The sequence below is a fragment of the Celeribacter naphthalenivorans genome (genome assembly GCF_020524585.1).
GTDB lineage: Bacteria > Pseudomonadota > Alphaproteobacteria > Rhodobacterales > Rhodobacteraceae > Celeribacter > Celeribacter naphthalenivorans.
Map to the genome: position 1 here is coordinate 139,266 of NZ_JAIVLK010000006.1, position 26,460 is coordinate 165,725.

Genomic DNA, 26,460 nt, shown 5'->3' on the forward strand with positions numbered 1-26,460 from the left:
GCCCAGAGATGGGCCTCTTTTTATGTGTCCATGCGTCAGGACAGACGAAGCCGAAATTTCTGAAACCGCTCCCCGTGAAGCTCCACATCCCCTTCTTGCACCGCCCCCAGACGGAGGAGCGCGCCCGTGTGACGTCGGGTGGGGGGCAAGAGAAAGGTCACACTGTCGATGCGCGGGTCTTGTCGCGCGGTGTCCAGAGCCAGCTTTGTGATGGCGCGCCCGAGGCCGACCGCCTCGCGGGTGAGGACCAGACCGAAATCCCAGTCTTCGCCTTCGCGCTCGAACCCGCCCCAGCCGACATAGGTGCCGTGGTCGAGAAACGCCCAATGCCCAAGGCCATGCGTCGCCCAATGCGCCTCTTTGGCGGCCACCCAGTCCCGTGTCATCGCATCGGTCCAGGTGCCGGTCAAAAGCGGCATATGCGCGGCCACAAAAGGATCGCTCATATGGGCGGTGAGGCGTTCGGTGGGAATGTCGCTCAGGCGGGCAAATTGGATATTATGTGCTGTCATGACGCGAAAAGGGCCAGAACGCCGCGCCACGGTCAAGGCAACAAGAGGCAGAACACGGAAGAGTGACGCCCCTTGCCTCCGGGCGCTGCAACGCGTATCTCTCGGCAAACGTTCAAAAGACCGATAAGGTGACCTGCCGTGCGCGCTGAAATTCAGAATACCGTTGCGAAAATCGAAAAATCCGTGGCCCTGCTCAAACAGCGCATGGATTGGGACACCGCGCCGCATCGCCTCGAAGAGTTCAACGCGATGATCGAGGACCCGACGCTTTGGGACGACCCGGAGCGCGCCCAGAAACTCATGCGCGATCGCCAGATGTTGATGGATGCGTTCAAAACCGCGACCTCCATTGAGCAGGACATGAAGGACAACATCGAGCTGATCGAATTGGGCGAGATGGAAGAGGACGAAGAGGTCGTCACCGAGGCCGAAGACACGCTCAAGGCGCTGGCGGAAACGGCGGCGGCGAAAGAGCTTGAGGCTTTGCTGGATGGCGAAGCGGACTCCAACGACACCTTCCTCGAGATCAACGCGGGCGCGGGCGGCACGGAGGCCTGCGACTGGGCCTCGATGTTGCAGCGCATGTATGTGCGGTGGGCTGAGAAGAAAGGCTACACCGTCGAATTGCAATCCGAAGAAGCGGGCTCCGAGGCGGGGATCAAATCCGTCTCCTATAAGATCTCCGGCCACAATGCCTATGGCTGGCTGAAGTCTGAGAGCGGCGTTCACCGTCTGGTGCGCATCTCGCCCTTCGGCAAGGGCACGCGCGAGACCTCTTTTGCTTCCGTCTGGGTCTATCCGGTGGTCGATGACAACATCGAGATCGAGGTGAACCCCGCCGACATCCGCATCGACACCTATCGCTCGTCTGGCGCGGGCGGGCAGCACGTGAACACCACCGACTCCGCCGTGCGGATCACCCACGCGCCGACGGGCATCGTGGTGACCAGCTCCGAGAAGTCGCAGCACCAAAACCGTGACATCGCCATGAAGGCGCTGAAATCGCGGCTTTACCAGTTGGAGCTGGACCGTCGCAACGCGGCGATCAACGAGGCGCATGAAAGCAAAGGCTCGGCAGGTTGGGGCAACCAGATCCGCTCTTACGTGATGCAGCCCTATCAGATGGTCAAAGACCTGCGCACCAATTACGAGACCTCCGACACCCAAGGCGTACTTGATGGCGATCTCGACAAATTCATGGCGGCGACGCTGGCGATGAATGTCGCGGGCAAATCGCGCGCAGATGCGCAAGGCGAGTGATCCGGAAGAGTATTCCGGGTGTATCATTCGGGATCGGAAAAGACATCAAAGGCCCCTGATCGGGGCCTTTTTTCATGAGGTGATCCGCTCTTCGTGTAAGACTTGCCGTAAGGTCGCTTTGCGCCAATGTGACAAACTCACCGACAGGCCCGCGCATGCTGGCATAAAGTGAGGGCCAAGCGGGGCAACCTGCACAAAACAAGGAAACGCACATGACAAATCGGACCCAAGCTCGGGAGCTTCCTCAGGCTTTTCGCGGAGGGCAGGCGACATGATGACCGAAATCGCGCCCACGGAGTTCACCCCCTTTGTCTCGCTCATCGGTGGCATGCTGATCGGCACCGCCGCTGTACTCTTGATGGCCTTTCAGGGGCGTATCTTTGGCGCCACCGGCATTCTTGCGGGATTTCTGACGCCTGTGAACTCGTCTGATTGGGCCTGGCGCGCCGTGCTTTTGGCAGGCATGGTTACCGGTCCGCTCGTCTACGCGCTGTTCACCGGCCATTTTCCCGCAGTGGATGTGCCCGTGACCAAAGGCGCGCTTTTGATTGGCGGCTTCATTGTCGGCATCGGCGTGAGCTATGGCTCCGGCTGCACCTCCGGCCACGGGGTCTGCGGCATGGCGCGTTTGTCGCCGCGCTCCATCGTGGCAACGCTGTCCTTCATGGCTTCGACCGCAGTGACGGTCTTCGTCATTCGCCACATCTTTGGAGGGGCATAAGATGAAGCTGATCGTGACCTATGTGATCGGGCTGATCTTTGGCCTCGGCATCTCGATGTCTGGCATGGCCAATCCGGCAAAAGTTCTGAATTTCTTCGACTTTTTCGGCGTTTGGGATCCATCCTTGATGTTTGTGATGGGCGGCGCAGTGGTGGTGTCCTTCTTTGGTTACCGCTTCGTTTTCAAACGCTACGAGACCCCGGCCTTCGAGCCGAAATTCACCGTGCCGACCTCGCGCGTCATCGACGCCAAGCTGGTGGGCGGCTCTTTGGTGTTTGGCGTCGGCTGGGGCATCGCGGGCTTTTGTCCGGGCGGCGCTTTGCCGGCTTTGGGCACGTTCAACCCGCAGGTCTGGCTGTTCTTTGTGGCCCTCGTGGCAGGCATCTTCGCGGCCAAAGTCCTGATGAAATACACCGCGGCCCGTGCCGCAAGGCGTGCGGCCTGACAGGTCCGCGCCAGAGATGAGAGGAGAACATAACATGGCATCCAACTACCCCGTCGATCTGTCGGTCAAACCTGAGGTCAAAGCCTTTTTCGATCCGGCCACATGGACGATTTCCTATGTGGTGAAAGACCCGGCCTCGGACGCCTGCGCCATCGTCGACAGTGTGATGGACATCGACTACGCCGCCGGTCGTATCACCTACGAATCCGCCGACGAGATCATCGCCTATGTGAAAGAGCAGGGGCTTAAGGTCGAATGGCTGATCGAGACCCATGTCCACGCCGACCACCTCTCTGCCGCGCCCTATATCCAAGATGCGCTCGGCGGTAAAATCGGCATCGGCGAGCATATCGTCACGGTGCAGGAAACCTTTGGCAAGGTCTTCAACGAAGGCACCGAATTCCAGCGCGACGGCTCGCAATTCGACCGATTGTTCAAGGATGGCGACACATATTCCGTCGGCTCGATGCACTGTTTCGCCATGCACACGCCGGGCCACACGCCCGCCTGTATGGTGCATGTGATGGGCGATGCGACCTTTACCGGCGACACGCTGTTCATGCCCGATGGTGGCTCTGCGCGCGCCGACTTCCCGGGGGGTGACGCGGGCGTCCTGTACGACTCGATCCAGAAAGTGCTGGCTCTGCCGGACGACATGCGTCTCTTCATGTGCCACGACTACGGTCCGAACGGGCGCGACATCGCGTGGGAAACCACCGTGGGCGCCGAGAAGCAACACAACATCCACGTCGGCGGCGGCAAATCCAAAGAGGAATTCGTCAAATTCCGCGAGGAGCGCGATGCTCAACTGGCCATGCCGCGTCTGATTATTCCCTCTTTGCAGGTGAATATGCGCGCAGGTGAATTGCCGCCAGCGGATCAGGACGGTAAGACTTTCCTCAAAGTTCCGGTGAACGGCCTCTGATCGCATCTCTTGTTGCGTGGGGCCAGACCGGTTCCACGCACAGGAGACGCGACAATGGAATTCAACAAGATCAACGATCAGATCACGGTCAGCGGCCAAATCACCCCCGAGGAGGTGACGATCCTCAAGGAGAAGGGGTTCAAGACGCTGATCTGCAATCGCCCGGACATGGAGGTGGAGCCGGGTCTGGCGTCAGACGTTCTGGAACAGGCGGCGAAAGAGGCGGGGCTGAGCTTTGCCTATCTGCCAATCTTCCCCGGCCAGTTCACCGAGGAGCTGATTTCTGAGACCGCCCGGGCGCTGTCTGAGCTGCCCGCTCCGGTCTACGCCTATTGCCGCTCCGGCACCCGCTCGACCACCGCTTGGGCCTTGGCGCAATCCGGTCAGATGGAGCCGGAGACGATCATTAGCCAGGCCGCAGAGGCGGGCTATGACATGACGGGTCTGAGACCCTATCTGGCGGGATAACAAGCCAACTCGTGCCTGTCCCGTCAACCACAACGGTTTTCGGGACATCTCGCCTGAGGGGGCGGACACGTCCCCACATGAGCGAGGAGACGCACGCAATGGAGATCAAACGGATCACGGACGGCCTGTCCGTCTCTGGGCAGGTTCAGCCCGAAGACATGGCCAAACTCAAACGCCGCGGCTTTCGCGCAGTGGTCTGCAATCGCCCCGACGGCGAGGCCGCCGACCAGCCGACGCATGAGGAAATGGCGCGCGCCGCCGAGGCCGAGGGCCTTGAGTTTCTCTACCTGCCGGTGACGCCCGGCATGGTGACCGAAGAGACCGCCACCGCCTTTCGCCAAGCTTTGACGGAACTTCCGGGGCCGGTCTTTGGCTATTGCCGCACAGGCACGCGCACCACGACGCTTTGGTCCCTGGCGATGGCCAAGGAGAAATCCGTGGTCGACATTTTGGCCGCCACCAATGCCGCAGGCTACGACATGACCGGCGTGGCGCGCCGCATCGCCAATGGCGGCGTGACGCCCACTGATAGCGTCGAAGACGCGAAACATGACGTGGTGATCGTCGGCGGGGGCGCGGCTGGTGTGGCCGTCGCGGCGTCTCTGAAGACGCGCAAACCGGACCTCGACATCGCGATCATCGACCCGGCGGACATCCACTATTACCAACCCGGCTGGACGATGGTCGGCGCAGGCGTGTTTGAACCTTCCACCACGGCGAAAACCATGGGGTCGCTCATTCCGCGCGGGGTGCATTGGCTCAAATCCGCAGTCGCGGCTTTTGAACCAAAGAACAACGCGGTGATCCTCGACGGTTGCCGGGTGGTGAAATACGACCGTCTGATCGTCTGTCCGGGGTTAAAGCTTGATTGGGATAAGATCGAGGGCCTCGTGGAGACGCTCGGCAAGAACGGCGTGACCTCGAATTATCGTTACGATCTGGCCCCTTACACGTGGGAGTTGGTCAAAGGGCTGAAAGGCGGAAAGGCCGTCTTCACCCAGCCTCCGATGCCGATCAAATGCGCCGGAGCGCCGCAAAAGGCGATGTATCTCTCGGCCAACACTTGGGAAGAGGTCGGAGTTCTCGGCAACATCGACATTCAGTTCATGAACGCGGGCGGGGTGCTCTTTGGCGTCAAAGATTACGTCCCGGCGCTGGAAAGCTATGTCGAACGCTACGGCGCCAATCTGAACTTCTTCCACACCCTCAAATCCATCGACGGTGCGGCGAAGAAAGCCACCTTCACCGTCGCGAAACCCGACGGCGCGCCCACCGAGGTGACCGTCGATTTCGACATGATCCATGTGGTGCCGCCGCAAAGCGCGCCAGATTTCATCAAGGTCTCGCCCTTGTCTGACGCGAGCGGCTGGGTCGATGTGGATCAGGTCACGCTGCGCCACAAGGAGTTCGACAACATCTGGTCTCTGGGCGATGTGATGAACGCGCCCAATGCGAAAACTGCCGCCGCCGCCCGGATGCAGGCGCCGATCGTGGCGATGAACGTCGCCGCCGACATCGACGGCAAAGGCCCGCAGGCGGGGTACAACGGCTACGGCTCCTGTCCGCTGACGGTGGAGAAGGGCAAGATCGTTCTCGCGGAATTCGGCTACGGCGGGGTGCTGTTGCCCTCTTTCCCGAAATGGGTGCTCGACGGCACAAAACCGACGCGCAAGGCCTGGTGGCTCAAGGAACAGATCCTGCCGCCCATCTATTGGAAGGCCATGCTGCGCGGCAAGGAATGGATGATCAAGCCTGAGAAAGTCTCGGCGAAATAAGTGCGAAGGGCGGGCCGTGGTCCGCCCTTTATGACCAATCTGAAAGGACACCGCCCGTGTCATCTAAACTGTCGTTCGACCCGCGTCTTTTGAAGCGCTACCTCCCCATTCTTGACTGGGGCTCGAAGTATAACGCCAACGCCTTTGCCAATGACGGGGTGGCCGCGATCATCGTGACCATCATGCTGATCCCGCAATCTCTGGCCTACGCTCTGCTCGCGGGCCTGCCGCCCGAGGCGGGGCTTTATGCCTCCATCGTGCCGATCATGCTCTATACGGTGTTCGGCACCTCGCGCGCTTTGGCGGTCGGGCCTGTTGCCGTGGTCTCTTTGATGACCGCCGCGGCTGTCGGGCAGGTGGCCGAACAGGGCACGGCGGGCTATGCCACCGCCGCCATCACGCTGGCCTTCATGTCGGGCGCGATGTTGGTGACCTTGGGCGTGTTCCGGCTGGGCTTTCTGGCGAATTTCCTGTCGCATCCGGTCATCGCGGGGTTCATCACCGCCTCGGGTATCCTGATCGCCGCCTCTCAGCTCAAACACATCTTCGGCGTCAGCGCGGGCGGGCACACGCTTTTGCACCTGTTGGAGAGCCTCTGGGCGCATCTCTCCGAGATGAATTTCATCACTTTGGTGATTGGTGTTCTGGCCACCGCTTTCCTGTTCTGGGTCCGCAAGGGATTGAAACCCCTGTTGAAAAAACTCGGCCTCGGCCCGCGACTGGCCGATGTGATCACCAAAGCTGGCCCCGTCGCGGCGGTTTTCGTCACCACGCTTGTGGTCGGGGTCTTCCGCCTCGACGAACACGGCGTGCGCATCGTCGGCGAGGTGCCGCAAAGCCTGCCGCCCTTCACCTGGCCGATCAGCTCTTTGGCGCTGTTGAAACAGCTTTTCATCCCGGCGCTTCTGATTTCGATCATCGGTTTCGTGGAATCCATCTCGGTCGCGCAAACCTTGGCCGCCAAAAAACGTCAACGCGTCGATCCCGATCAGGAATTGATCGGTCTGGGCGCCGCCAACCTTGGTGCGGCCTTCACCGGTGGTTTTCCGGTCACGGGCGGGTTCTCGCGCTCTGTCGTGAACTTTGATGCGGGCGCCGAGACGCCTGCCGCTGGCGCCTTCACAGCCATCGGTCTCGCCATCGCAGCGCTGTTTTTGACGCCCCTGATCTATTTTCTGCCGCAGGCCACATTGGCCGCAACCATCATCGTCGCCGTACTCTCGCTGGTGGATTTCAAAATCCTAAAGACCACTTGGGACTACTCGAAAGCCGATTTCACCGCCGTGATGGCAACCATCGTTCTGACACTGGTCTCAGGTGTAGAGGTGGGTGTGTCTGCGGGGGTGATCCTGTCGATCGCGCTGCATCTCTATAAGACCTCGAAACCGCATATTGCAGAAGTCGGCCTTGTTCCGGGCACCGAGCATTTCCGCAACATCAACCGGCATGACGTGTTGACGACCCCTGAGGTGGTGACGATCCGGGTCGATGAGAGCCTGTATTTTGCCAATGCGCGGTTCCTTGAAGACTATATCCTCGATCGGGTTGCTGGCGATGAAGCGCTCAAACATATCGTGCTGATGTGTCCTGCGGTCAACGAGATCGACACCTCGGCCTTGGAAGCGCTCGAAGAAATCAACCGGCGCCTGGCCGACGGCGGCATTCAGCTGCATCTCTCGGAGGTCAAAGGCCCGGTGATGGACCGCCTGCAGAAATCGCATTTCCTGCACGATCTGACGGGGCAGGTCTTCCTCAGCCAGTTCGCGGCGATGAAGGCTCTAGGCGATGTGACCTCTCCCACACCCGCCAGCGACGCGGCCTAAACGGATGCGCCCTCCCAGATCGGGAGGGCGTTTTTCATTCGGCGGGCTGGACCTTGGCCGCCATCACAGGGCGCGATTGCGCATATTGCCCAAGCCAGACCGCGAAGAACACCAGCGCCATGCCGAGGCTTTGCAACAGCGACAGGCTCTCTCCCGCAAAGATCAGTCCCAAAGCCACCGCCGTCACCGGGCTGAGAAAGCCCAGAGGCGCGACCGTTGCTGGCCCAAGGCGGGCAATGCCCCGGAAGAAAAAGTAATAAGTCAAAGCGCCGCCGATCAGCCCGAGATAGGCGATGCCGGCCATGTTCGTCGCGGTAAAGGCGGGTGTGGGCGGATCAAGCCAGATCGCCAGCGGCACAAGCAACAGCCCGCCCGCCACCAACTGCCAGGCCGTGAAGGTGAGCGGCGGCACGGGCGGCGTCCATTTGCGACTGAGCACGGTGCCAAGCGCCATGGAGACCGCGCCTCCGAAAGCGGCCAAAAGGCCAAAGCCATCAAGCTGGGCATTGGGCGAGAGCACCAGCGCGCCCACGCCCGCAACGCCGATCAGCCCGGCGAGCACCGCCAAGGGCCGCATTGGCGTGCCAAGGAGCACTCTGGAAAGTCCCAGAATGATCAGCATCTGCGTCGCGCCCAAAGTGGCGGCCACGCCGCCGGGCAGGCGATAGGCGGCGACGAAGAGGCAGATCCAGAACAGGGTGAAATTCAGCGCGCCGAGCACCAGAAGTTTCGGCACCCAGCTGAGAGGCGGCAGTTGCCGCAGGATCACCAAAAGCAAAATCCCGGCCGGAAGCGCGCGCAACAGCGCGATGGTGACGGGGATGCCCTCAGGCAAAAAACGCGTGGTGACGAGGTAGCTCGACCCCCAGATGGCGGGGGCGAGGCCGGTGAGGATCAGATCCGTTGTGCGGGATGTCGTGCGGGACACTTGGGGATTCTCCATTTATCTTGACGTCAAGATAGGTGGAGGCGCCTTGACGTCAAGATAAAATTTTGAGACTCCAGAACCATGAGTGAAAAGACCCTTTCTCCCGACGATATTCGTGCGCAATGGGCCGTTGAGCGCCCCGATCTGGCCACCGAACCCATGGCGCTCATTGGGCGGATGGGGCGGCTTGCACGTGTGCTGAGTGAGGCGATGGAGGCCACCTTTGCCCGCCATGGCCTTAATTATGCAAGCTTCGATCTTTTGGCGACCCTGCGCCGCTCGGGCGATCCCTATGCGCTCACGGCGGGCGATTTGATGGCGCAGATGATGATCACCTCGGGTACGGTGACAAACCGGATCAACCGGCTTGAGGCGCAGGGGCTGGTTGTGCGGCGCAGCGACAAAAACGATGCGCGCCGGGCGATTGTGGCGCTGACCGAGGCTGGGTTTGCCGTGATCGACCGCGCGGTCGAGGATCACGTTGCGACGCAGAAACGGCTGACGGAAATGTTGAGCGCCGAGGAATTCGTGCAGCTCGATGGCTTGCTCAGGAGCTGGTTAGACAGGCTATAGTGGCGTTAAAGCCGGCTTTTCAACACGCGGGCGACGAGGGCGGCGTGCTCTGGTTCGACCTGCCAGCGACAGGCCACTTCCCACGCCAGTGCGGCGGTTTTCTCAGCGGCCGTTGCCGCCTCAGGCCGGGTGCGCAGCATATCAAACGCCAGATCATCCACCCGCGCCTCATCCCAATCGATCAGGGCCGGGCCTTCTTCCGTATGGATCAGATTGCCTGCGGTCAGATCGCCATGAATGATGCCGATCTCGCCCCTCATAGCGCCCCAAGCCTTGCGGCACAGCGCTAGCAGATCGGCGGGCAGGGCGCAAAGATCGACATCGCCGCCGGAGGTCTCATGGAGCAAATCGGAAGACGATCGGAAGTCGGGTCTTTGCGGTAAGTTACTGGTATTTCGATGAAAGGCATCGATCTTGTCGGCAATTCGCGGCAGGTCTTCTGGCTGAAATGGACGGCCATCGATCAGCGGCTCACAGGTCCAGCCATTCGGTCCCAATCGTCCGTCCTGCGCGGGCATCAAGCGGGGCACAGTAAAGCCCGCCGCTTCGGCGGCGTCATGGACGGGGGCCAGCCATCGGAGCTGCGCCTCAGAGCGGCGTGTGGATTTGAACACCACATCCTGCGCCAGTTCGGAGGTGCGAAAGACCGCATTGCGAGGACCGCCGCCAAGCGGTTCGAGAGGGGCGGAAAGACCCCAAAGATGAATGGGCGGCAACATCAATAGATCAGCCGCACGAGACCGAGCGTGAGCACCGGAAAAGCCACAAGGATCGCCACCCGGATCAGGTCGGTGAGGACGAAAGGCAACGTGCCTTTGAAGGTTTCCGAGATCGGAACGTCGGGGTCCAAAGCATTGATGATGAAGAGATTCATGCCAACCGGTGGCGTGATCAACCCGACCTCGACGACGATCAAGACGATGACCCCGAACCAGAGGCCGAACTCGCCGGGTGTGAGGCCGAAATCAAGCCCCGCCATGATCGGGTAAAGGATCGGGATGGTGAGGAAAATCATCGAGAGACTGTCCATCACACAGCCAAAAGCGAGATACATCAACAGCACCGCGGCGAGGATCAGCCAGGGCGAAAGCGTCAGCCCCTCGGCCCAACCGGCGGCGGCCATGGGCAAGCCGGAGAGTGCCAGAAAATTGTTGAACATCTTGGCGCCCAGAAGGATCAGGTAGATCATGCCGGTCGAGGCGGCGGTCTCGAAAATCGCTTCTGCGACGCCGCGCCAGGTGAGGCTGCCGGACAAAAGGGCCACGAGGCCGGTGCCTGCGGCCCCCACGGCGGCGCCTTCCGTGGGGGTGAAGATGCCCAAGTAGATGCCGCCCACGACAGCGCCGAAAATTGCGATCACCGGCCAGACGTTGATGAGCGCGGTGAAGCGCTCCGCCCAGCTTGCAGGCGCGCGGGAACTGCAACAATCGGGGCGGAGGCGGACGTAGATCGAAATGCAGATCATGTAACCGAGGGCGGCGAGCAAGCCGGGAACGAAGGCGGCGAGGAACAGTTTGGCGATGTTTTCCTCGGCCAGCATGGCGTAGATCACGAGGATCAGCGAGGGCGGGATGAGGATGCCCAGAGTGCCGCCCGCCGCGAGCGAGGCGGTGGCGAGGCGGCCCGAGTAGCCGTTGCGTTTCAACTCAGGAAGCGCGGTTTTGCCCATGGTCGCAGCCGTTGCCAGAGAAGATCCGCAAATCGCACCAAAGCCTGCGCAGGCACCGACGGCCGCCATAGCGACGCCGCCTTTGCGATGGCCAAGCCAGGTCTCAGCCGCTTTAAACAGCCCGGTCGACATGCCGCCCAACGTGGCGAAATGGCCCATCAGGAGAAACAGCGGGATGATCGAAAAGGAATAGGAGGAGAACTCACCATAGGTCAGATGTTTGAGCTGGCTCAGCATCATGATGGAATTGCCGTTGAGCAAATAGGCGCCGCCAAAGCCGACCACCGCCATCGACACCCCGATCGGAATGCGCAGGAACAGCAAGAGGAGAAGGACGGGGAAGGACCAGAGGCCGATCTCGATGCGGCTCATGATGGGGCCTCCATCTGCGGTTCGGGCAGGATGAGCGCACGGATCGCGCGCAGCACAGAAAACAGCGCCACGAGACAGGCCACCACCATCACCGCCATCGCAGCGCGGTAGCCCCAAACGAGCGGAATTTGCAGGATAAAAGTGGTCTCGTGATAGGCGGCCTTGTCGAGCATGCCGAACCAAAGCCGCCAGCTCAGCCCCAGCGTGAGTGCGCACATCAACAGCTCTCCGATCACATCGAGCACCCGGTTTGGCCGCGCACCAAAGGCCGGTTTGAAGAGATCGACGCGGGCATGGGTACGGAAAAACTGCGCGTAGGGCAGGGTGGAGAAGACCGCAAACCCGATGCCCAGCTCCACGAGTTCGATGTCGCCCGGCACGGGACCCAGCCCCAAGCCATCGAGCGCCCGGCCCGCGACGGAGACACAGGTGACTATGATCACCGCGAACAACCCGATGCCGCCCAGAAGCGCCGTGATCTGCGCCAATTGGCCGATCCGCTTCGACACTGTGGTATACATATGTCCTGCCCTCAAAACCTATGTCGGGTTTAGCGGCTGCGCCTTTCCGGTCAACCGAAAATCATCGCTCTTATGCGTCTCCAATCGCTTTGAAAGAGGTTTGACCGGGAGTGAAATTTGCTTGTCGTGGGAGAGAGGAACAGGTGTCGACCCCCTCTGTTTCGCATGAGAGAGCCAGAATGAAATGCGCCACCGACAATATCTTTCGCAACCCCAACGGGCGGTTTTTCGAGATTGAGGAAGGGGAGGCGCAGCGGCGTCTTTTGGTCAGCGAATATGAGCGTCGGCTTTGAGAGGATGGTTTGAGGTGATTGTCGACACTCAAACCAAGGTGTAGCGTGGCTTTGAAAGAAGTGCCGGGAGGGGTGATATGTCGGGCTGGGTCTCACGTGTGATGATTTACGATCTCGAGGAGCAGGCGGCCTTTCCGGTCCTTGAAACCGACATGGAAATTGCCGCGCCCAATTGGGTGCCGGACGGTTCGGCGCTGATCGTGAATGGCGATGGAAGCCTGTTCTGGATCGATCTCGACCAGCCGGAATTGCTCGAGATTGACACCGGGCTCTGCATCAATCTGAACAACGATCACGGCCTGTCGCCCGACGGCGAAACGCTTTATTTCACCGATCATTCCTTTGGCGGCGCGGCGCGCATTTGGCGGCAGGACCTAGACACGGATGACGATCCTGTCGAGGTCAGCCGCAAAGAACCGTCCTGGTTTCACGGCATCTCGCCAGACGGAGCCACGATCTGTTACACGGCCGTGCGTGAGGGGCTGTTCGGCATCTACACGGCGCAGGCGGATGGCGGACATGAGACCTGCGTGATCGCGGGCGCCCATCATTACGACGGACCGGATTTCTCCGCCGACGGCCAATGGATCTGGTTCAATTCCGACCGCACTGGGGCCTCTGAGCTGTGGCGTGTGCGTCCCGATGGCTCTGGTTTGGAGCGGATGACCGAGGACGCCATGGTCAATTGGTTCCCGCATCCCTCGCCGGATGGCGACAGCGTGGTCTATCTTGCCTATCCCGAGGGCACGGTCGGCCATCCGCCGGGGATGCATGTGGAGCTGCGGCTCTGGACTGGGACAGATCGGCCGACGGAAACTCTGGTGCAGCTGACCGGTGGGCAGGGCACGATCAATTCGCCCTCATGGTCGCCCGATGGACAGGCCTTTGCCTATGTCGAATATGCACCGTGAAAATATGCCCTGTGAGTATATGTGCCGTTATCTGATCCTCCTCGCCCTCTGTTTGGCGAGCCCAGCTGTGGCGGACGGGTTTGATCGTACCCTGCTGCCCGATCCGATCACGGACGCAGATTACGTAACTGTAAACCCGGCGGAGGCGGCATTGGGCCAGCTGTTGTTCTTCGATCCGATCCTGTCGGGCAACGACAATATCTCCTGTTCGACCTGTCATCACCCGCGTCTGGGAACCTCCGATGGGCTGTCATTGGGCATGGGCGAGGGCGGTGTGGGATTGGCCCCGAGCCGTGTCGCCAACCCTGATAATCTTCCAGAGGATCGCATCCCGCGAAACGCGCCGGTGCTCTACAATCTCGGTGCGCGCGAATACACGGTGATGTTTCATGACGGCCGCGTGGAGATGACTGGGGATGAGCTGCGTGTGCCCATCGAGGACGATTTCTTTGCCCGCGTCTCAGGTGTGCTGGCGACGCAGGCCGCTTTCCCGGTGCTCTCGCCCGATGAAATGGGCGGGCAGGTGAGTGAGAATCCGCTGTCGAAAGCCATCCGTCAGGGTCGGTTTTCGGGCGAGGGCGGCGCTTGGGACATGATCGCGGAAAAAGTCGCCGCGATCCCCGACTATCAAGCCCGGTTCGAGCAAGTCTATCCGGAAATTGCCTTTGGTCGCAGGGTCCATTTTGCCGATATTTCCAACGCCATTGCCGCCTTCATGGCGTTTGAATTCCGCGCTGATGACAGTGCCTTTGACCGTTACCTGCGCGGTGATGACGCGGCTCTCTCTGAGGCGGCGCAAAAGGGCATGGCGCTGTTTTACGGCGAGGCGGAATGCGCCACCTGTCACAGCGGTAAGTTCCAGACAGATCACGATTTTCACGCCATGGGACAGCCGCAGCTTGGCCCCGGAAAGACGCTCGATTTCGAACGCGGCAACCGCGACGAAGGCCGCTACCGGGTGACGGGGCAGGCCGAGGATCTCTACGCCTTCCGCACGCCCGCGCTGCGCAATGTCACCCTGAGCGCGCCCTATGGCCACGCTGGAGCCTATAGCGATTTGCGGTCTTTTGTGGTGGCCCATCTCGCCCCCGCCGACAGCCTCGCGCATTACGAGAGATTTCACGCCACGCTGCCGGAGGTGCCGGGGCTTGAGGACGATTGGAATGTGATGAACAGCGAGACAGACCGCGCGGCGATCCTGGCCGCCATCGAGGTCGAAGATCGCATTCTGCCCGGCGAAGACATCGACGCTCTCATGGCATTTTTGGCGGCACTTGAAGATGATCCGCGCCGGTTGGGTATTCCCGACACCGTGCCCTCAGGCCTCACCTTCGAGAAATAACCTTAGCGGGCCAACTCGACCCAGCGGTCGAACTGCGTGATCTCCACCCAGCCGGTTTCTTCGCCATCGGGCCATGTCACCTTGACCTGCGCCACTTCGGCATCCGCCAGTCCGAAATGCAAAGGCACCGCTTTACCCGAAGCATGTCCGCCGCCCACAGTAACATCCTGCCGCTGCAACCCGCGATTGGTCAAAATCTCCACCGTGGCGCCCACGGCCGCCGGGTTCAGCCCCGGCTGGCGCAGGCTGACGGCCAGAGAGTGCCCCGCACCCGGCGTCACGTTCTGATACAACTCCATCGCGCTTTGCCGGTTGACCACCACCAAATCGAGCAAACCGTCGCCGTTGAGATCGACCAGATGCCCCCCGCGCGATTTCTCCATCGAGGCGACACCCGCCGCAATCGAGACCTCGCGAAATGTGCCGTCGGGCTTTTGCTGCAACAGGTTGTTGGGGTCGTGGGCGGCGTTGTTGGGCATCTGTTCGACATTGCCCTTGGCGATGAACAGATCGGCGCGGGCGTCATTGTCGACATCGCCCCAATCCGCCGACCAGCCGGTCGAGGGCCGCCCATCACCGCCCAGATGCGGCCGATGCGCATAGGTGCCGATCTCATAGGGCGCCGCTTTGTAATGACCGTCCTCTTGGCCGAATTGCAAAAGCTGATCGCCCATGGAGGTCAGCATCACGTCCGGGATGGTGTCGCCGTCGATGTCACGTTCGGCAATGCCCATGCCCCAAAGCGAAACCTTTTCCCAACCGTCCGCATCATTCAGAAACCGGTTTTCTTGCAGGTCGTACAACTGCTCATAGCCGCCTTTGACATAGTAATGCCGATCATTCGACAGGCGCAGGCTCTGCGTGCCTCGCGCGCCTTTCGAGATCAGTGCTGAGAGCGTGCAAAACCCCGGCTCCAAGACGGTCTTCTCATAGCCGCCCGCGACAGGTCGGTGCAGCTCGTTCACGTCACAGGCCTCGAACGGCCCGTCCGGGTTGTCGCGATCCACGTAATTGCCGAAAAACAGCGTTGGGCGCGCGGCTCCGTCTTCCCATCCGGCCGTAAATGCCGTGGTCCAGCGATCGCCACCGTCAAAGCCCCAATCCTCATTGGCGCGCTCGAACGCACAGTCGCCCAAGCCCCGCAGCAAAAGGTTTTCACCCACGCGCAGCACCGCCAGATCGGTCACGCCGTTGCTGTCAATGTCCAAAGGATAGGCGCCGGTGACGCCGGTCATCTCCATGATTTCGCCCGGCTCAAAGGACAGGTCTTCGCCCTGAAAAGACCGGTTCAACATCAGGCTGGCCGGGTTTTCCCCACCGGCTGCGAAAATCTCCGGCATGCCGTCGCCGTTACAGTCGAAAACCGCCAAGCCGCCGCCAACAAAATGTTCCCAGCCGCCACCGTAAATATGTGCGGGCAGGGCATCGGAACGGTTCTGAAACTGCGGGATCGACTGTGCCCAAAGCGGCAGTGGCACAAGGCTCAAACTGGCAATCAAGGCTTTGGTATTCAACACAACCGGGCGGCTCATCCCACACGCATCTCCGTCGCAAAATCAAGCGCCAAGGCCCCGGCACCGCGCGCCCAGACCAGATCGCCCCAGGCATGGATTTCCACCGGGGTCGGCGGGCGTCCGGGGCGATAGGTCAAGGCATGAGTCTCGCTGAGCACATCCTCGGCATAGAGATAGTCGTAGCGCAAGCGGTCTCCGGAGAGAAGGATCAATGCGGGGTCATAAAGCGTCACCACATTCGCGAGCCCCGCCGCCAGATAGCGTCCGGCGCGGGCAAAGATCGTGCGCGCAAGCGCGTTGCCGTCCTTGGCCTGCGCATAGAGCGTTTCCAGCATCACATCGGCACAGGTGCTTTGATGTCCGAGATTGAGCGCGGTATGGGCCTCACGCACCAGCGCATAGTCGGCCACATAGGCCTCAAGACAGCCACGTTGCCCACAGCGACAGAGCGCGCCGTCGAGTTGCACCTTGGTGTGGCCCAATTCCATCCCGTGGCCCATGCCGCCGCGATGAAGCTGATTGCGGATCACCAACCCCATCCCCAAGCCATGCTCAATCGAGACCACGGCAAAGTTGTCGAGCGCGCGGCCTTCGCCAAACCAAAGCTCGGCCAGCGCCAAAAGGTTGGCGTCATTGTCGATCCGCACGGGCCGGTGCAGCCGGTTTTGCAACAGATCGCGCAGAGGCACGTCGGTCTCTTCCATAAAGGGACACCAAAGCACGCGCCCGGTGATGAAATCGACCATGCCCGGCAGGCCGAGCGCGATGGTCTGCGGTTCGATGCCCGGTCCTGCGTCGTCCAAAGCGGCCTGAATGATGGCTTCGGCCTCTGACAAAACCTCTTCCGTGCTGCGCGCGGTGGGCGGTGCGGGCAGGGTGGCTGAGCCCAAAAGATTGCCCGCCATGTCCAGCACGACGGCGGAGTTTGACCGATCCGAGATTTTGATGCCCACGACCGTTGCCGCCGTGGCCTGCACCCGAAGCCCCACAGGCGGGCGCCCGCGCGGACTGTCGCCTTCGCGCGGCAATTCGCTTTCCTGAATGAGGCCTGCCTCGATCAGCTCCGTGGTGATCTGGGTCACCGTTGCGGGCGAGAGCGCGAGTTGGCGGGCCAATTCGACGCGGGGGATGATGCCGCTGGCCCGCACCGCCTCGAAGACCTGGCGCCGGTTGGATTTTGCCTGACTGTCCTGCTCGGGCAGCAGCGGGCCGCAGCCGTCCAAATCTTCGGTTTTGAGGTCCGTGTCGGGCATGGCACCTGCCTTTTTGTATAGTTTGACTGCCTAATTAAATGCCGCCCTGCAGCATAAAATCAGAGGAATTATATGACGTTAATCATGGGTTTTCGATTCATTTACACCCAATATTTGAGCAAAAGCGAGATTATTTTTTTGACAGCCGAAATAAATATGCCATGATTTGAGCAGCCGACGATGAGTCGGCCCCGCCCTGCGCAGCTCTTGAGGAGGAGAGGCGGCATCGGCGTGGAGATTTGGGAGGATATTCATGCGTAAATCCATGTTGATGGCGGCCACGATCGTGGCGGCCGGTTTCACGACATCTGCGATGGCAGAGGGTCTCACGGTCGGCGTCAGCTGGTCCAATTTCCAAGAAGAACGCTGGAAAACCGACGAGGGCGCCATCAAGGCCGCGCTCGATGCGGCGGGCGCCACCTATGTCTCGGCGGACGCTCAGTCGTCCTCCGCCAAACAGCTTTCCGACATCGAAAGCCTGATCGCTCAGGGCGTCGATGCGCTCATCGTTCTGGCCCAAGACACTCAGGCGGTGATCCCGGCGGTGCAAATGGCCGCTGACGAAGACATCCCGGTGATCGCCTATGACCGCCTGATCGAAGACCCGCGCGCCTTCTATCTGACCTTCGACAACGTCGAAGTGGGCCGTCTTCAGGCGCAGGCCGTGTTCGACGCCCAGCCGACCGGAAATTACGTCATGATCAAAGGCTCGCCGACCGACCCGAACGCCGATTTCCTGCGCGGCGGTCAACAAGAGGTTCTGCAAGCGGCGATTGACGCGGGTGACATCACCATCGTGGGCGAGGCCTATACCGACGGTTGGCTTCCGGCCAATGCGCAGCGCAACATGGAATCGATCCTGACCGCCAATGACAACAATGTGGACGCGGTCGTGGCCTCCAACGATGGCACTGCCGGTGGCGCTGTGGCCGCACTCGCGGCGCAGGGCATGGCGGGCATTCCGGTCTCCGGTCAGGACGGCGACCACGCCGCTTTGAACCGTATCGCGCTTGGCACGCAAACCGTGTCGGTGTGGAAAGACTCTCGCGAGCTGGGCAAAAACGCTGCCGAGATCGCGCTGCAATTGGCCGGTGGAGATATGGCCTCTGACGTCGCGGATACGGTGAAATTTACCACGCCGGGCGGTCAGGAGATGGATGCGAAATTCCTCGGGCCCATTCCGATCACCGCCGCCAATCTCGACGTGGTGGTAGACGCCGGCTGGATCACCAAGGATGCGCTGTGCCAAGGCGTCACCGACGGTCCGTCGCCCTGTAACTGATCTGATCCGAAATCGGATTTTTCGCACGACCCGAACCATTCAACGGGCGCGGGTCGTGCCCCAGGAAAAAGGCAAATCTCATGTCAGATCAGGCAGATAGCAACCGGATCGAAACGGGTCAAAGCGGCAAGAGTCTGTTTGGCCAGCTCGAACTTGACATGCGGCTCATGGGGATGGTGGGGGCCTTCATCGCCATCGCGCTGGTGTTCAACTTTTTCACCGACGGGCGGTTCATCACGCCGCGCAACACCTTCAATCTGACGGTTCAAACCGTCTCCGTGGCGATCATGGCGACCGGCATGGTCTTTGTCATCGTCACGCGTCACATCGACCTTTCTGTCGGCGCCGTGCTGGCCATCGCCTCCGCCATGGGCGCTATGATGCAGGCGCGTTGGCTACCGCAGGTGGTGGGTCTTGAGTATGGCAACCCGATGATTGCGCCGCTGGCGATTGTGACCTGTCTTGTTGTCGGCACCCTCATAGGTGCCTTCAACGGCTGGCTGATCGGCTATCAGGGCATCCCGGCCTTCATCGTCACCCTTGGCGGTCTGCTGATCTGGCGCTTTGTCGGCTGGTATGTCACCGATGGCCAGACGATTGCGCCTTTGGATCAGAACTTTCTCGTCTTGGGTGGGGCGGAAGGCACCATTGGCGCCACCCTGTCCTGGATCATCTGCGCACTGGCCGTCGCAGGCGCGATCTTTGCCCTCTACAATGCCCGCAAGGCCAAGAAAAATCACGGTTTTCCGACAAAGCCGCTCTGGGCCGAATTCACCGTCGGCGGGCTAATTGTCGCCGTCATCATCGGCTATGTCGCGACACTCAACGCCTATGACATCCCGACCGGCAAGCTGCGCCGCCTGTTCGAAGCCCGCGGTGACGTCTTGCCCGATGGCTATACCGAAGCCTACGGCCTGCCGATCTCGGTTCTCGTGCTGATCGTCGTGGCGATTGCCATGACCATGGTCGCCAAGAAGACGCGGCTGGGCAAATATATCTTCGCCACCGGGGGCAACCCGGATGCGGCGGAATTGTCGGGGATCAACACCAAACTTCTGACGGTCAAAATCTTCGCGCTGATGGGCTTTCTGTCTGGTCTCTCTGCAGTGATCGCCTCGGCGCGTCTGTCGGTGCACTCCAATGACATCGGCACTTTGGACGAGCTGCGCGTGATTGCGGCGGCGGTGATCGGGGGGACGGCTTTGTCCGGCGGGATCGGCACCATTCACGGGGCCATTCTAGGCGCGCTGATCATGCAGTCGCTGCAATCCGGCATGGCGATGGTGGGCGTCGATGCGCCGCTTCAGAACATCGTCGTCGGGTCTGTTCTGGTCTTCGCGGTCTGGATCGACATCCAATATCGCAAACGCCTCGGCATCAAAGTGTAAGGAGAGATGATCATGAGCAGCAATCCGAACACCGGCACGCCTCTTGTCGAACTCAAGGATATTTCCATCGCCTTCGGCGGCGTCAAGGCGGTGGATCACGTGAGCATCGACCTCTATCCCGGCGAAGTTGTTGGACTTTTGGGGCACAATGGCGCGGGAAAGTCGACGCTGATCAAATGCCTCTCCGGTGCTTATCAAAAGGACGCGGGCGAGATCGTGATCAACGGCGAGCATGCCGAGATCCGCAACACCCGAGACGCGCGGCGCTACAATGTCGAGACGATCTACCAGACGCTGGCGCTGGCGGACAATCTCGATGCGGCTTCGAACCTCTTTCTGGGCCGCGAATTGGTGACGCCTCTTGGTTTTGTCGACGAACCCGCGATGGAGGCCGAAACCCGCAAGATCATGGGACGGCTCAATCCGAACTTCAAAAAATTCAAAGTGCCGGTTTCCGCGCTTTCTGGTGGTCAGCGTCAGTCCGTCGCCATCGCCCGCGCGGTCTATTTCAACGCCAAAATCCTGATCATGGACGAACCGACCGCCGCGTTGGGGCCGCATGAGACCCAGATGGTCGCGGAGCTGATCGAGGAGCTGAAAGCCCAAGGCCTTGGCATCTTCCTGATCGAGCATGACATCCACAACGTCATGCGGCTGTGCGACCGGGCGATGGTGATGAAGAACGGCCAGAAAGTCGGGACGGTGAACGTGAATGAGGTCACGGACGAGGACATTCTCGGCATGATCATCATGGGAAAAAAGCCGCCTCAGGCCTATTGAAACGGATGACACATGTATATCGGACTTGATCTCGGGACCTCCGGTCTCAAAGCCTTGCTGATGGACGCGGATCAGAGCGTCGTTGCGGAGGCCAATGCAGCTCTCACCAATGAGCGTCCACATGACGGGTGGTCTGAACAGGACCCGGCCAGTTGGCTTGCGGCCTGCGACACCGTCATGGCGGCGTTGAAAGTGCAGGCGGATCTGTCGGGCGTGACGGGCATCGGCTTGTCGGGGCAGATGCATGGCGCGACGCTTTTGGATGCTTCCGATCAGGTGTTGCGCCCCTGCATCCTGTGGAATGACACGCGGTCTTATCGCGAAGCGGCGGCGCTCGATGCCGATCCTCAGTTCCGGGCGATTACCGGCAACATCGTCTTTCCGGGCTTCACTGCGCCAAAGCTCGTTTGGGTCAAACATCATGAGCCGGAGACCTTCAAAGCGACCGCCAAGGTCTTGCTTCCCAAAGATTATCTGCGCCTCTACCTGACCGGAGAGTTCGTCGGTGAGATGTCCGACAGCGCGGGCACCGCCTGGTTCGACACATCGGCGCGGGATTGGTCGGATTCGCTTTTGGCAGCCACCGATATGGACCGTAGCTACATGCCGCGTCTGGTCGAGGGCTCCGAAGTCTCCGGCCAATTGCGCCCGGAGCTTGCGGCCCAATGGGGCCTGTCCCCATCTTGTGTGATCGCGGGCGGCGGCGGCGACAATGCCGCTTCGGCCATCGGTGTGGGCGTCGTCAAAGCAGGGCAGGCTTTTGTCTCGCTCGGCACCTCCGGCGTGTTGTTCGCGGCCAACGATGGCTATCAACCCGACGCCGACACGGCTGTTCACACCTTTTGCCACGCCCTGCCTGAGACTTGGCACCAGATGGGCGTGATCCTGGCCGCCACCGATGCGCTCAATTGGTACGGGCGGTTCGTGGGCAAGGGTGCGGCGGAGCTGACCGCCAACCTCGGCGCACTCAAAGCGCCCACCAAGACGCAATTCCTGCCTTATCTTGGCGGCGAACGCACGCCTTTGAACGATGCTGCCATCCGCGGCGCCTTTACGGGCCTCGAACACGCCACAGACACGGTGGCGGGCACCCGCGCGGTGCTCGAAGGCGTCACTTTCGCCATCAAGGACTGCGCCGAGGCACTGGCCGCCACCGGCACCAAGATCGACCGGCTTTTGGCCGTCGGCGGCGGCTCGAAATCGCACTATTGGCTGGAGGCCATCGCCACCGCTTTGGGCGTGCCGGTGGACCTTCCGGTCGCTGGTGATTTTGGCGGTGCCTTTGGCGCTGCGCGTCTGGGCATGATGGCCGCGACAGGTGGCGGGGCAGAGATCGCCACCGCACCGCGCATTCAGGCCACCATCGACCCGATTTCCGATTTGACGGCGGCATATGAGGACGGGTTCGCTCGTTTTAAATCCGCACAACATGCACTCAAGAGGCTGACATGACAGAGTTTTTCAAAAACATTCCGCAGATCAAATATGAAGGCCCAACGAGTGCCAATGAATTTGCTTTCAAACATTACAACCCCGATGAGGTGGTGATGGGCAAGCGGATGGAGGACCATCTGCGCTTTGCCGTGGCCTATTGGCACAGCTTTGCCTATGAGGGCGGCGATCCGTTCGGCGGGCGGACCTTTGATCGTCCGTGGTTCGGCGAGGGCATGGACAAGGCCAAAATGAAGGCCGATGTGGCCTTCGAGATGTTCGACATCCTGCAAGCGCCGTTCTTTTGTTTCCACGACCTCGATGTGCGGCCCGAAGGCGCGAGTTTTGCCGAAAACAAACGCAATCTCGAGGAAATTGTCGATTATTTTGCGGAAAAGATGGAAGGCTCGAAAACCAAGCTTCTGTGGGGCACCGCGAACCTCTTTACCCATCGCCGGTTCATGGCCGGATCGGCCACCAACCCGGACCCGGACGTGTTTGCCTACAGCGCCGCGACGATCAAATCCTGCATGGATGCGACGATCAAACTCGGCGGCCAGAACTATGTGCTTTGGGGCGGGCGCGAAGGCTATGAGACGCTGCTCAATACCGACCTCGGCAAAGAGGCGGATCAGGCGGCGAAGATGCTCGAAATGGTGGTCGAGTATAAGCACAAAATGGGCTGGGACGGTGCCATTCTGGTCGAGCCGAAGCCGCAGGAGCCGTCGAAGCACCAATATGATTTCGACGTGGCGACGGTTTATGGCTTTCTCAAGCGTTACGGGCTTGAGAATGAAGTCAAAATGAACATCGAACAGGGACACGCCATTCTGGCCGGGCATTCGTTTGAGCATGAGTTGGCGCTTGCGGGCTCTTTGGGCATCCTCGGCTCCATCGACATGAACCGCAACGATTACCAATCCGGCTGGGACACCGATCAATTCCCGAACGCGCCGCATGAGGTGGCGCTGGCCTATTACGAGGTACTGAAAGCGGGCGGCTTCACCACTGGCGGCACCAATTTCGATGCGCGCATCCGGCGGCAATCCTTGGACGCGGAAGACCTTATTTTGGCCCATGTCGGCGGCATGGATATGTGCGCGCGGGGGCTGAAAGCGGCGGCGGCCATGCTGGAAGACGGGCGTTTGGAGGACGCGCGGACGGCGCGCTATGGCGATTGGGACAAGCCGGAAAACGCAGAAATGCTGAAAAAAGGCGATTTGGACAGCATTCATGCGCGGGTACTGGCCGAGGACATCAACCCTGAGCCGCGCTCGGGGCGGCAGGAGCGGTTGGAAAATCTGGTCAGTTCATTCGTCTGAAACAGAGTATCAGAAAGAAGGCGGGGAAATTCCCCGCCTTTTTGAGTATTTGACCAGCGAAACGCCCTGTCCAAAACAAAGGCGCACCGTGCGGTCCGCCTTACCGGCATCACGCATTTGGTGATGGCGTGGTTTTCATGCTTCGACAAGCAGAGGCACGTTTTGGCGCATCCAGTCGTCGATGGCGGCGATCTCGGCGGCGGTGAGGCGCAGACCCAATTTGGTGCGCCGCCAGATCACATCTTCGACCTCGCGGGCGAATTCTTCGCGGATCAGATAGCGCAGCTCCGCCTCGGTCAGCCCATGGCCGAAATCCCGCCCCATGTCGGAAGCGCCGACCACATCCTCGAAAATCCCCGCCGCATTGCGCCCGTAGAGATGGACGAGGCGTTCGGCGGCCTCAAAGCTCAGAAACGGGAATTGCAGGATGAGCGAGGTCGCCTGTTCTTTGTCCCGACCATAGGTGAAACCACCGGGCAGGGCGGCGCCTTTGGTCCAGGGGTGGGACATGGTGAAATGCCCGCTGAGCTTGTCCAGAGCGGCCTCGGCCAATTTGCGGTAGGTGGTGATTTTGCCGCCGAAAACATTAAGCAAAGGCGGGCCGTTTTCATCGAGCGAAAGGACGTATTCGCGGGTGGCGGCGGTGGCCGTCGAGGCGCCGTCCTCATAGAGCGGGCGGACACCGGCGAAGGAATGTACCACATCGGCTTGGGTCAGCGGTGTCTTGAGATATTGGTTCGCGAAATCAAGGAGGTAGCGTTTCTCTTCAAAGGTTGCCTCGGCCACGAGAGGATCGGCCTCATGCGGGGCTTCGGTGGTGCCGATCATGGTGAAATCGCGCTGATACGGCAGGAAAAAGATGATGCGCCCGTCGGAGCCTTGCAGGAAATAGGCCTTGTCGTGCTCATAGAGGCGGTTGACGACGATATGTGAGCCGCGCACGAGGCGGATGCGCTCGGATGAGTTGATGCCGATCACGCCGGTAACAATGTCGGCGACCCAAGGCCCACCGGCGTTCACGAGCGCTTTGGCGCGGAAGTTTCCTTGGCCCTCGACCTCAATCACCCAATGATCCACCTCACGCCGGGCCGAGGTGACCTTGGCCCGCGTCATGATCCGGGCGCCCAGATCGCGCGCATCCATGGCGTTTAAAACCACAAGGCGGGCGTCATTCACCCAGACGTCGGAATATTCAAAAGCGTGTTTGAACATGTCCTTCAAGGGCGCGCCCTCGGGCCGCCCGGCAAGGTTATAGCCCGTGGTGCCGGGCAAAATTTTGCGCTTGCCCAGATGGTCATACATCCAAAGCCCGACGCGGATGATCCAGCCGGGGCGCTGGCCTTTGAGCCAGGGCATGGTGTATTTCAACAGCTTCGAGATTGGCGTGTCGGCGTCGAAGCGCATCTCTTTCGAAAGCGGCAGGACAAAGCGCATTGGGAAGGAGATATGCGGCATGGCCTGAAGCAGCACTTCGCGCTCTTCCAAAGCCTCGCGCACCAGACGGACTTCGCCATATTCGAGATAGCGAAGCCCGCCGTGGAAGAGTTTCGAGGAGGCCGAAGAAGTCGCCTGCGCCAGATCGCCCATCTCAGCCAGCGCGACCTCAAGTCCGCGCCCCGCCGCATCGCGGGCGATGCCACAGCCATTGACCCCGCCGCCGATGATGAACAGGTCGAGGAGGTCGTCGTTTTCAGGTTCGATTTTCTGAGCTTGGGTCATGGGGAGGTCATGTCACGCTTTGCAAAATGAAACTTTCTTCTGTTGACGGTGACCCTGCACTGAAAATTGTCAAGAAAAGGTTTTTTGACCAAATATTTAGGCGGGAGCCCCAAAAAGGCTGCGTAAAGGCAAAGTTAACGCCGGTTGGGGAGCCAGACAGTCCTGTCATTTCAGGTTGTCATTTCCGGGCTGATCGGAGACCCTGCGAGAAAGTCCACAAAGAGGCGGTGCTTATGAAATTCTTCCCCATGTTCTTGCGCATGATCGAGCGCGATGTCGTCATCATTGGTGGCGGTGAAACGGCGGCACAAAAGGCCCGCCTGATGCTCAAGACCGAGGCGCGGATCGTCTTGGTGGCGCCGGAGCTGGAGCCGGAACTGGCCGCTTTGGTGGCCGAAGGCCGCGCCGTTCAGCATGCGGGCGAGATCACCGATGACCTTTTTGCCAATGCCGCGCTGGTGTTCGTTTGCACCGAGGATGACGCGCGCGATTCCGAGCTTTATCATGTGGTGCGGGCGGCGGGCGCCTTGGTCAATGTCGTCGACAGGCCGGATCTCTGCGAGGCGAACACGCCCTCTCTGGTGGACCGCGATCCCTTGGTGGTGGCGATCGGCACCGAAGGGGCCGCGCCGGTTTTGGCGCGTCAGATCAAGACCCGTCTGGAGGAGATGCTCGAGCCGCGTTTGGGCGATCTCGTGGCGCTTGGCGGGCGACTGCGGGACCATGTGGCCGAAGAAGTGCCGCGCGCCAAACGTCGGGCGTTTTGGCGCTGGGTCTATGCAGAGACGCCGCGACGGCTCTTTGCCAAAGGCGCCGAGCGCGAGGCCGCAAAAGTGATCAAGGCCGCGATTGCCGAGGGCGGTGCGCCGGAGAGTGGCACAAAGGGCGGGCAGGGCGCCATTACGCTTTTGCCGGTCGGAAGCCTCGAGCCCGACCTGATGACGTTGCGGGCCGTGCAGCGGCTTCAAGAGGCCGATCTGGTGATCTGCGCCGAGGCCGAGTTTGCGCCCATGCTGGAGCTTGCCCGCCGCGATGCGGAGCGGGTCATCGTGGGCCAAAGTTACGGCACAGAAGATTGGCTTTTGTCGGATCAGCGCAAGGTGATCACGGCGAAATGCGAGGCGGGCGGGCGCGTGGTCTGGCTGGTCAGTCGCCGGGACGCTGAACGCGCGGCTTTGGGCCTGCCGGAAGACATTGAACGCGTTCCCGCAGTCCGGGTTTAAGGCGTGAGTT

Annotated in this window: 26 protein-coding genes; 17 read left to right on the forward strand and 9 right to left on the reverse strand. The window is 60.8% G+C overall.

What is annotated here, in order from left to right:
* Window positions 1-35 precede the first annotated feature (35 nt).
* Window positions 36-512 (reverse strand): GNAT family N-acetyltransferase, encoded by a 477-nt coding sequence (locus LC094_RS14075; RefSeq protein WP_226553429.1) that lies wholly within the window; start codon window positions 510-512, stop codon window positions 36-38.
* A gap of 138 nt (window positions 513-650) precedes the next feature.
* Here LC094_RS14075 and prfB point away from each other — a divergent pair, with 138 nt between their 5' ends.
* The 7 genes from prfB (at window position 651) to LC094_RS14110 (ending at window position 7,929) form a co-directional block, all read left to right on the forward strand.
* A complete protein-coding gene (gene prfB / locus LC094_RS14080; RefSeq protein WP_226553430.1) occupies window positions 651-1,772 on the forward strand; it encodes a peptide chain release factor 2 in 1,122 nt (373 codons plus the stop codon).
* A 271-nt stretch (window positions 1,773-2,043) separates the two neighbouring features.
* Window positions 2,044-2,493, forward strand: a complete 450-nt coding sequence (locus LC094_RS14085; RefSeq protein WP_226553431.1) for a YeeE/YedE family protein — start codon at window positions 2,044-2,046, stop codon at window positions 2,491-2,493.
* Window position 2,494: 1 nt separating this feature from the next.
* A complete protein-coding gene (locus tag LC094_RS14090; RefSeq protein ID WP_226553432.1) occupies window positions 2,495-2,938 on the forward strand; it encodes a DUF6691 family protein in 444 nt (147 codons plus the stop codon).
* Between the two features lie 34 nt (window positions 2,939-2,972).
* Complete coding sequence (locus tag LC094_RS14095) at window positions 2,973-3,863, forward strand: MBL fold metallo-hydrolase (RefSeq protein ID WP_226553433.1); 891 nt, start codon at window positions 2,973-2,975, stop codon at window positions 3,861-3,863.
* A 54-nt stretch (window positions 3,864-3,917) separates the two neighbouring features.
* Window positions 3,918-4,331: a TIGR01244 family sulfur transferase gene (locus LC094_RS14100; protein ID WP_226553434.1), complete on the forward strand. Its 414-nt coding sequence runs from the start codon at window positions 3,918-3,920 to the stop codon at window positions 4,329-4,331.
* Between the two features lie 98 nt (window positions 4,332-4,429).
* Window positions 4,430-6,106 (forward strand): bifunctional protein tyrosine phosphatase family protein/NAD(P)/FAD-dependent oxidoreductase, encoded by a 1,677-nt coding sequence (locus tag LC094_RS14105; RefSeq protein ID WP_226553435.1) that lies wholly within the window; start codon window positions 4,430-4,432, stop codon window positions 6,104-6,106.
* Window positions 6,107-6,162: 56 nt separating this feature from the next.
* Window positions 6,163-7,929, forward strand: coding sequence for a SulP family inorganic anion transporter (locus LC094_RS14110; protein ID WP_226553436.1), 1,767 nt, complete (start codon window positions 6,163-6,165; stop codon window positions 7,927-7,929).
* A 34-nt stretch (window positions 7,930-7,963) separates the two neighbouring features.
* Here LC094_RS14110 and LC094_RS14115 read toward each other — a convergent pair whose 3' ends face one another.
* Window positions 7,964-8,857, reverse strand: coding sequence for a DMT family transporter (locus tag LC094_RS14115; protein WP_226553437.1), 894 nt, complete (start codon window positions 8,855-8,857; stop codon window positions 7,964-7,966).
* Window positions 8,858-8,938: 81 nt separating this feature from the next.
* On the opposite strand from LC094_RS14115, the gene LC094_RS14120 reads away from it, so the two are divergent.
* Complete coding sequence (locus LC094_RS14120; RefSeq protein WP_226553438.1) at window positions 8,939-9,430, forward strand: MarR family winged helix-turn-helix transcriptional regulator; 492 nt, start codon at window positions 8,939-8,941, stop codon at window positions 9,428-9,430.
* Between the two features lie 5 nt (window positions 9,431-9,435).
* On the opposite strand, the gene LC094_RS14125 is transcribed toward LC094_RS14120, so the two are convergent.
* The 3 genes from LC094_RS14125 to LC094_RS14135 are packed head-to-tail and all read right to left on the reverse strand — an operon-like array spanning window position 9,436 to window position 11,992.
* Window positions 9,436-10,149, reverse strand: a complete 714-nt coding sequence (locus LC094_RS14125; RefSeq protein ID WP_226553439.1) for a phosphotransferase — start codon at window positions 10,147-10,149, stop codon at window positions 9,436-9,438.
* Window positions 10,149-11,471, reverse strand: coding sequence for a TRAP transporter large permease (locus LC094_RS14130; protein WP_226553440.1), 1,323 nt, complete (start codon window positions 11,469-11,471; stop codon window positions 10,149-10,151). Before LC094_RS14130 ends, LC094_RS14125 begins: the two co-directional genes overlap by 1 nt.
* Window positions 11,468-11,992: a TRAP transporter small permease gene (locus LC094_RS14135; RefSeq protein WP_226553441.1), complete on the reverse strand. Its 525-nt coding sequence runs from the start codon at window positions 11,990-11,992 to the stop codon at window positions 11,468-11,470. Before LC094_RS14135 ends, LC094_RS14130 begins: the two co-directional genes overlap by 4 nt.
* Before the next feature lie 179 nt (window positions 11,993-12,171).
* Here LC094_RS14135 and LC094_RS14140 point away from each other — a divergent pair, with 179 nt between their 5' ends.
* The 3 genes from LC094_RS14140 (at window position 12,172) to LC094_RS14150 (ending at window position 14,538) form a co-directional block, all read left to right on the forward strand.
* Window positions 12,172-12,285 carry a D-lyxose/D-mannose family sugar isomerase gene (locus tag LC094_RS14140; protein ID WP_226553442.1) on the forward strand — a complete coding sequence of 38 codons (114 nt, stop codon included), beginning with the start codon at window positions 12,172-12,174 and terminating at the stop codon, window positions 12,283-12,285.
* A 77-nt stretch (window positions 12,286-12,362) separates the two neighbouring features.
* A complete protein-coding gene (locus tag LC094_RS14145; protein ID WP_226553443.1) occupies window positions 12,363-13,196 on the forward strand; it encodes a TolB family protein in 834 nt (277 codons plus the stop codon).
* Window positions 13,177-14,538 carry a cytochrome-c peroxidase gene (locus tag LC094_RS14150; RefSeq protein ID WP_226553444.1) on the forward strand — a complete coding sequence of 454 codons (1,362 nt, stop codon included), beginning with the start codon at window positions 13,177-13,179 and terminating at the stop codon, window positions 14,536-14,538. The genes LC094_RS14145 and LC094_RS14150 overlap by 20 nt, the downstream gene beginning before the upstream one ends.
* 2 nt (window positions 14,539-14,540) lie before the next feature.
* Here the strand turns inward: LC094_RS14150 and LC094_RS14155 are convergent, their stop codons facing one another.
* The 3 genes from LC094_RS14155 to LC094_RS14165 form a co-directional block, all read right to left on the reverse strand.
* Window positions 14,541-16,070, reverse strand: a complete 1,530-nt coding sequence (locus LC094_RS14155; protein WP_226553445.1) for a CRTAC1 family protein — start codon at window positions 16,068-16,070, stop codon at window positions 14,541-14,543.
* Window positions 16,067-17,305: an ROK family transcriptional regulator gene (locus tag LC094_RS14160; protein WP_226553446.1), complete on the reverse strand. Its 1,239-nt coding sequence runs from the start codon at window positions 17,303-17,305 to the stop codon at window positions 16,067-16,069. The genes LC094_RS14155 and LC094_RS14160 overlap by 4 nt, the downstream gene beginning before the upstream one ends.
* A 78-nt stretch (window positions 17,306-17,383) precedes the next feature.
* A complete protein-coding gene (locus LC094_RS14165) occupies window positions 17,384-17,560 on the reverse strand; it encodes a hypothetical protein (protein ID WP_226553447.1) in 177 nt (58 codons plus the stop codon).
* Here LC094_RS14165 and xylF point away from each other — a divergent pair.
* The 5 genes from xylF (at window position 17,559) to xylA (ending at window position 23,508) form a co-directional block, all read left to right on the forward strand.
* Window positions 17,559-18,587: a D-xylose ABC transporter substrate-binding protein gene (gene xylF, locus LC094_RS14170; protein ID WP_226553448.1), complete on the forward strand. Its 1,029-nt coding sequence runs from the start codon at window positions 17,559-17,561 to the stop codon at window positions 18,585-18,587. The two genes, LC094_RS14165 and xylF, sit on opposite strands and share 2 nt — an antisense overlap.
* Before the next feature lie 80 nt (window positions 18,588-18,667).
* Window positions 18,668-19,975 (forward strand): sugar ABC transporter permease, encoded by a 1,308-nt coding sequence (locus tag LC094_RS14175; protein WP_226553449.1) that lies wholly within the window; start codon window positions 18,668-18,670, stop codon window positions 19,973-19,975.
* Window positions 19,976-19,987: 12 nt separating this feature from the next.
* A complete protein-coding gene (locus tag LC094_RS14180; RefSeq protein WP_226553450.1) occupies window positions 19,988-20,755 on the forward strand; it encodes an ATP-binding cassette domain-containing protein in 768 nt (255 codons plus the stop codon).
* A 12-nt stretch (window positions 20,756-20,767) separates the two neighbouring features.
* Complete coding sequence (gene xylB, locus LC094_RS14185) at window positions 20,768-22,207, forward strand: xylulokinase (RefSeq protein WP_226553451.1); 1,440 nt, start codon at window positions 20,768-20,770, stop codon at window positions 22,205-22,207.
* Window positions 22,204-23,508 carry a xylose isomerase gene (gene xylA / locus LC094_RS14190; RefSeq protein WP_226553452.1) on the forward strand — a complete coding sequence of 435 codons (1,305 nt, stop codon included), beginning with the start codon at window positions 22,204-22,206 and terminating at the stop codon, window positions 23,506-23,508. Before xylB ends, xylA begins: the two co-directional genes overlap by 4 nt.
* 135 nt (window positions 23,509-23,643) lie before the next feature.
* On the opposite strand, the gene glpD is transcribed toward xylA, so the two are convergent.
* Window positions 23,644-25,227: a glycerol-3-phosphate dehydrogenase gene (glpD, locus tag LC094_RS14195; RefSeq protein ID WP_226553453.1), complete on the reverse strand. Its 1,584-nt coding sequence runs from the start codon at window positions 25,225-25,227 to the stop codon at window positions 23,644-23,646.
* A gap of 233 nt (window positions 25,228-25,460) precedes the next feature.
* On the opposite strand from glpD, the gene LC094_RS14200 reads away from it, so the two are divergent.
* Entirely contained in the window at window positions 25,461-26,450 is a 990-nt protein-coding gene (locus tag LC094_RS14200) for an NAD(P)-dependent oxidoreductase (protein WP_226553454.1), read from the forward strand.
* Window positions 26,451-26,460 lie beyond the last annotated feature (10 nt).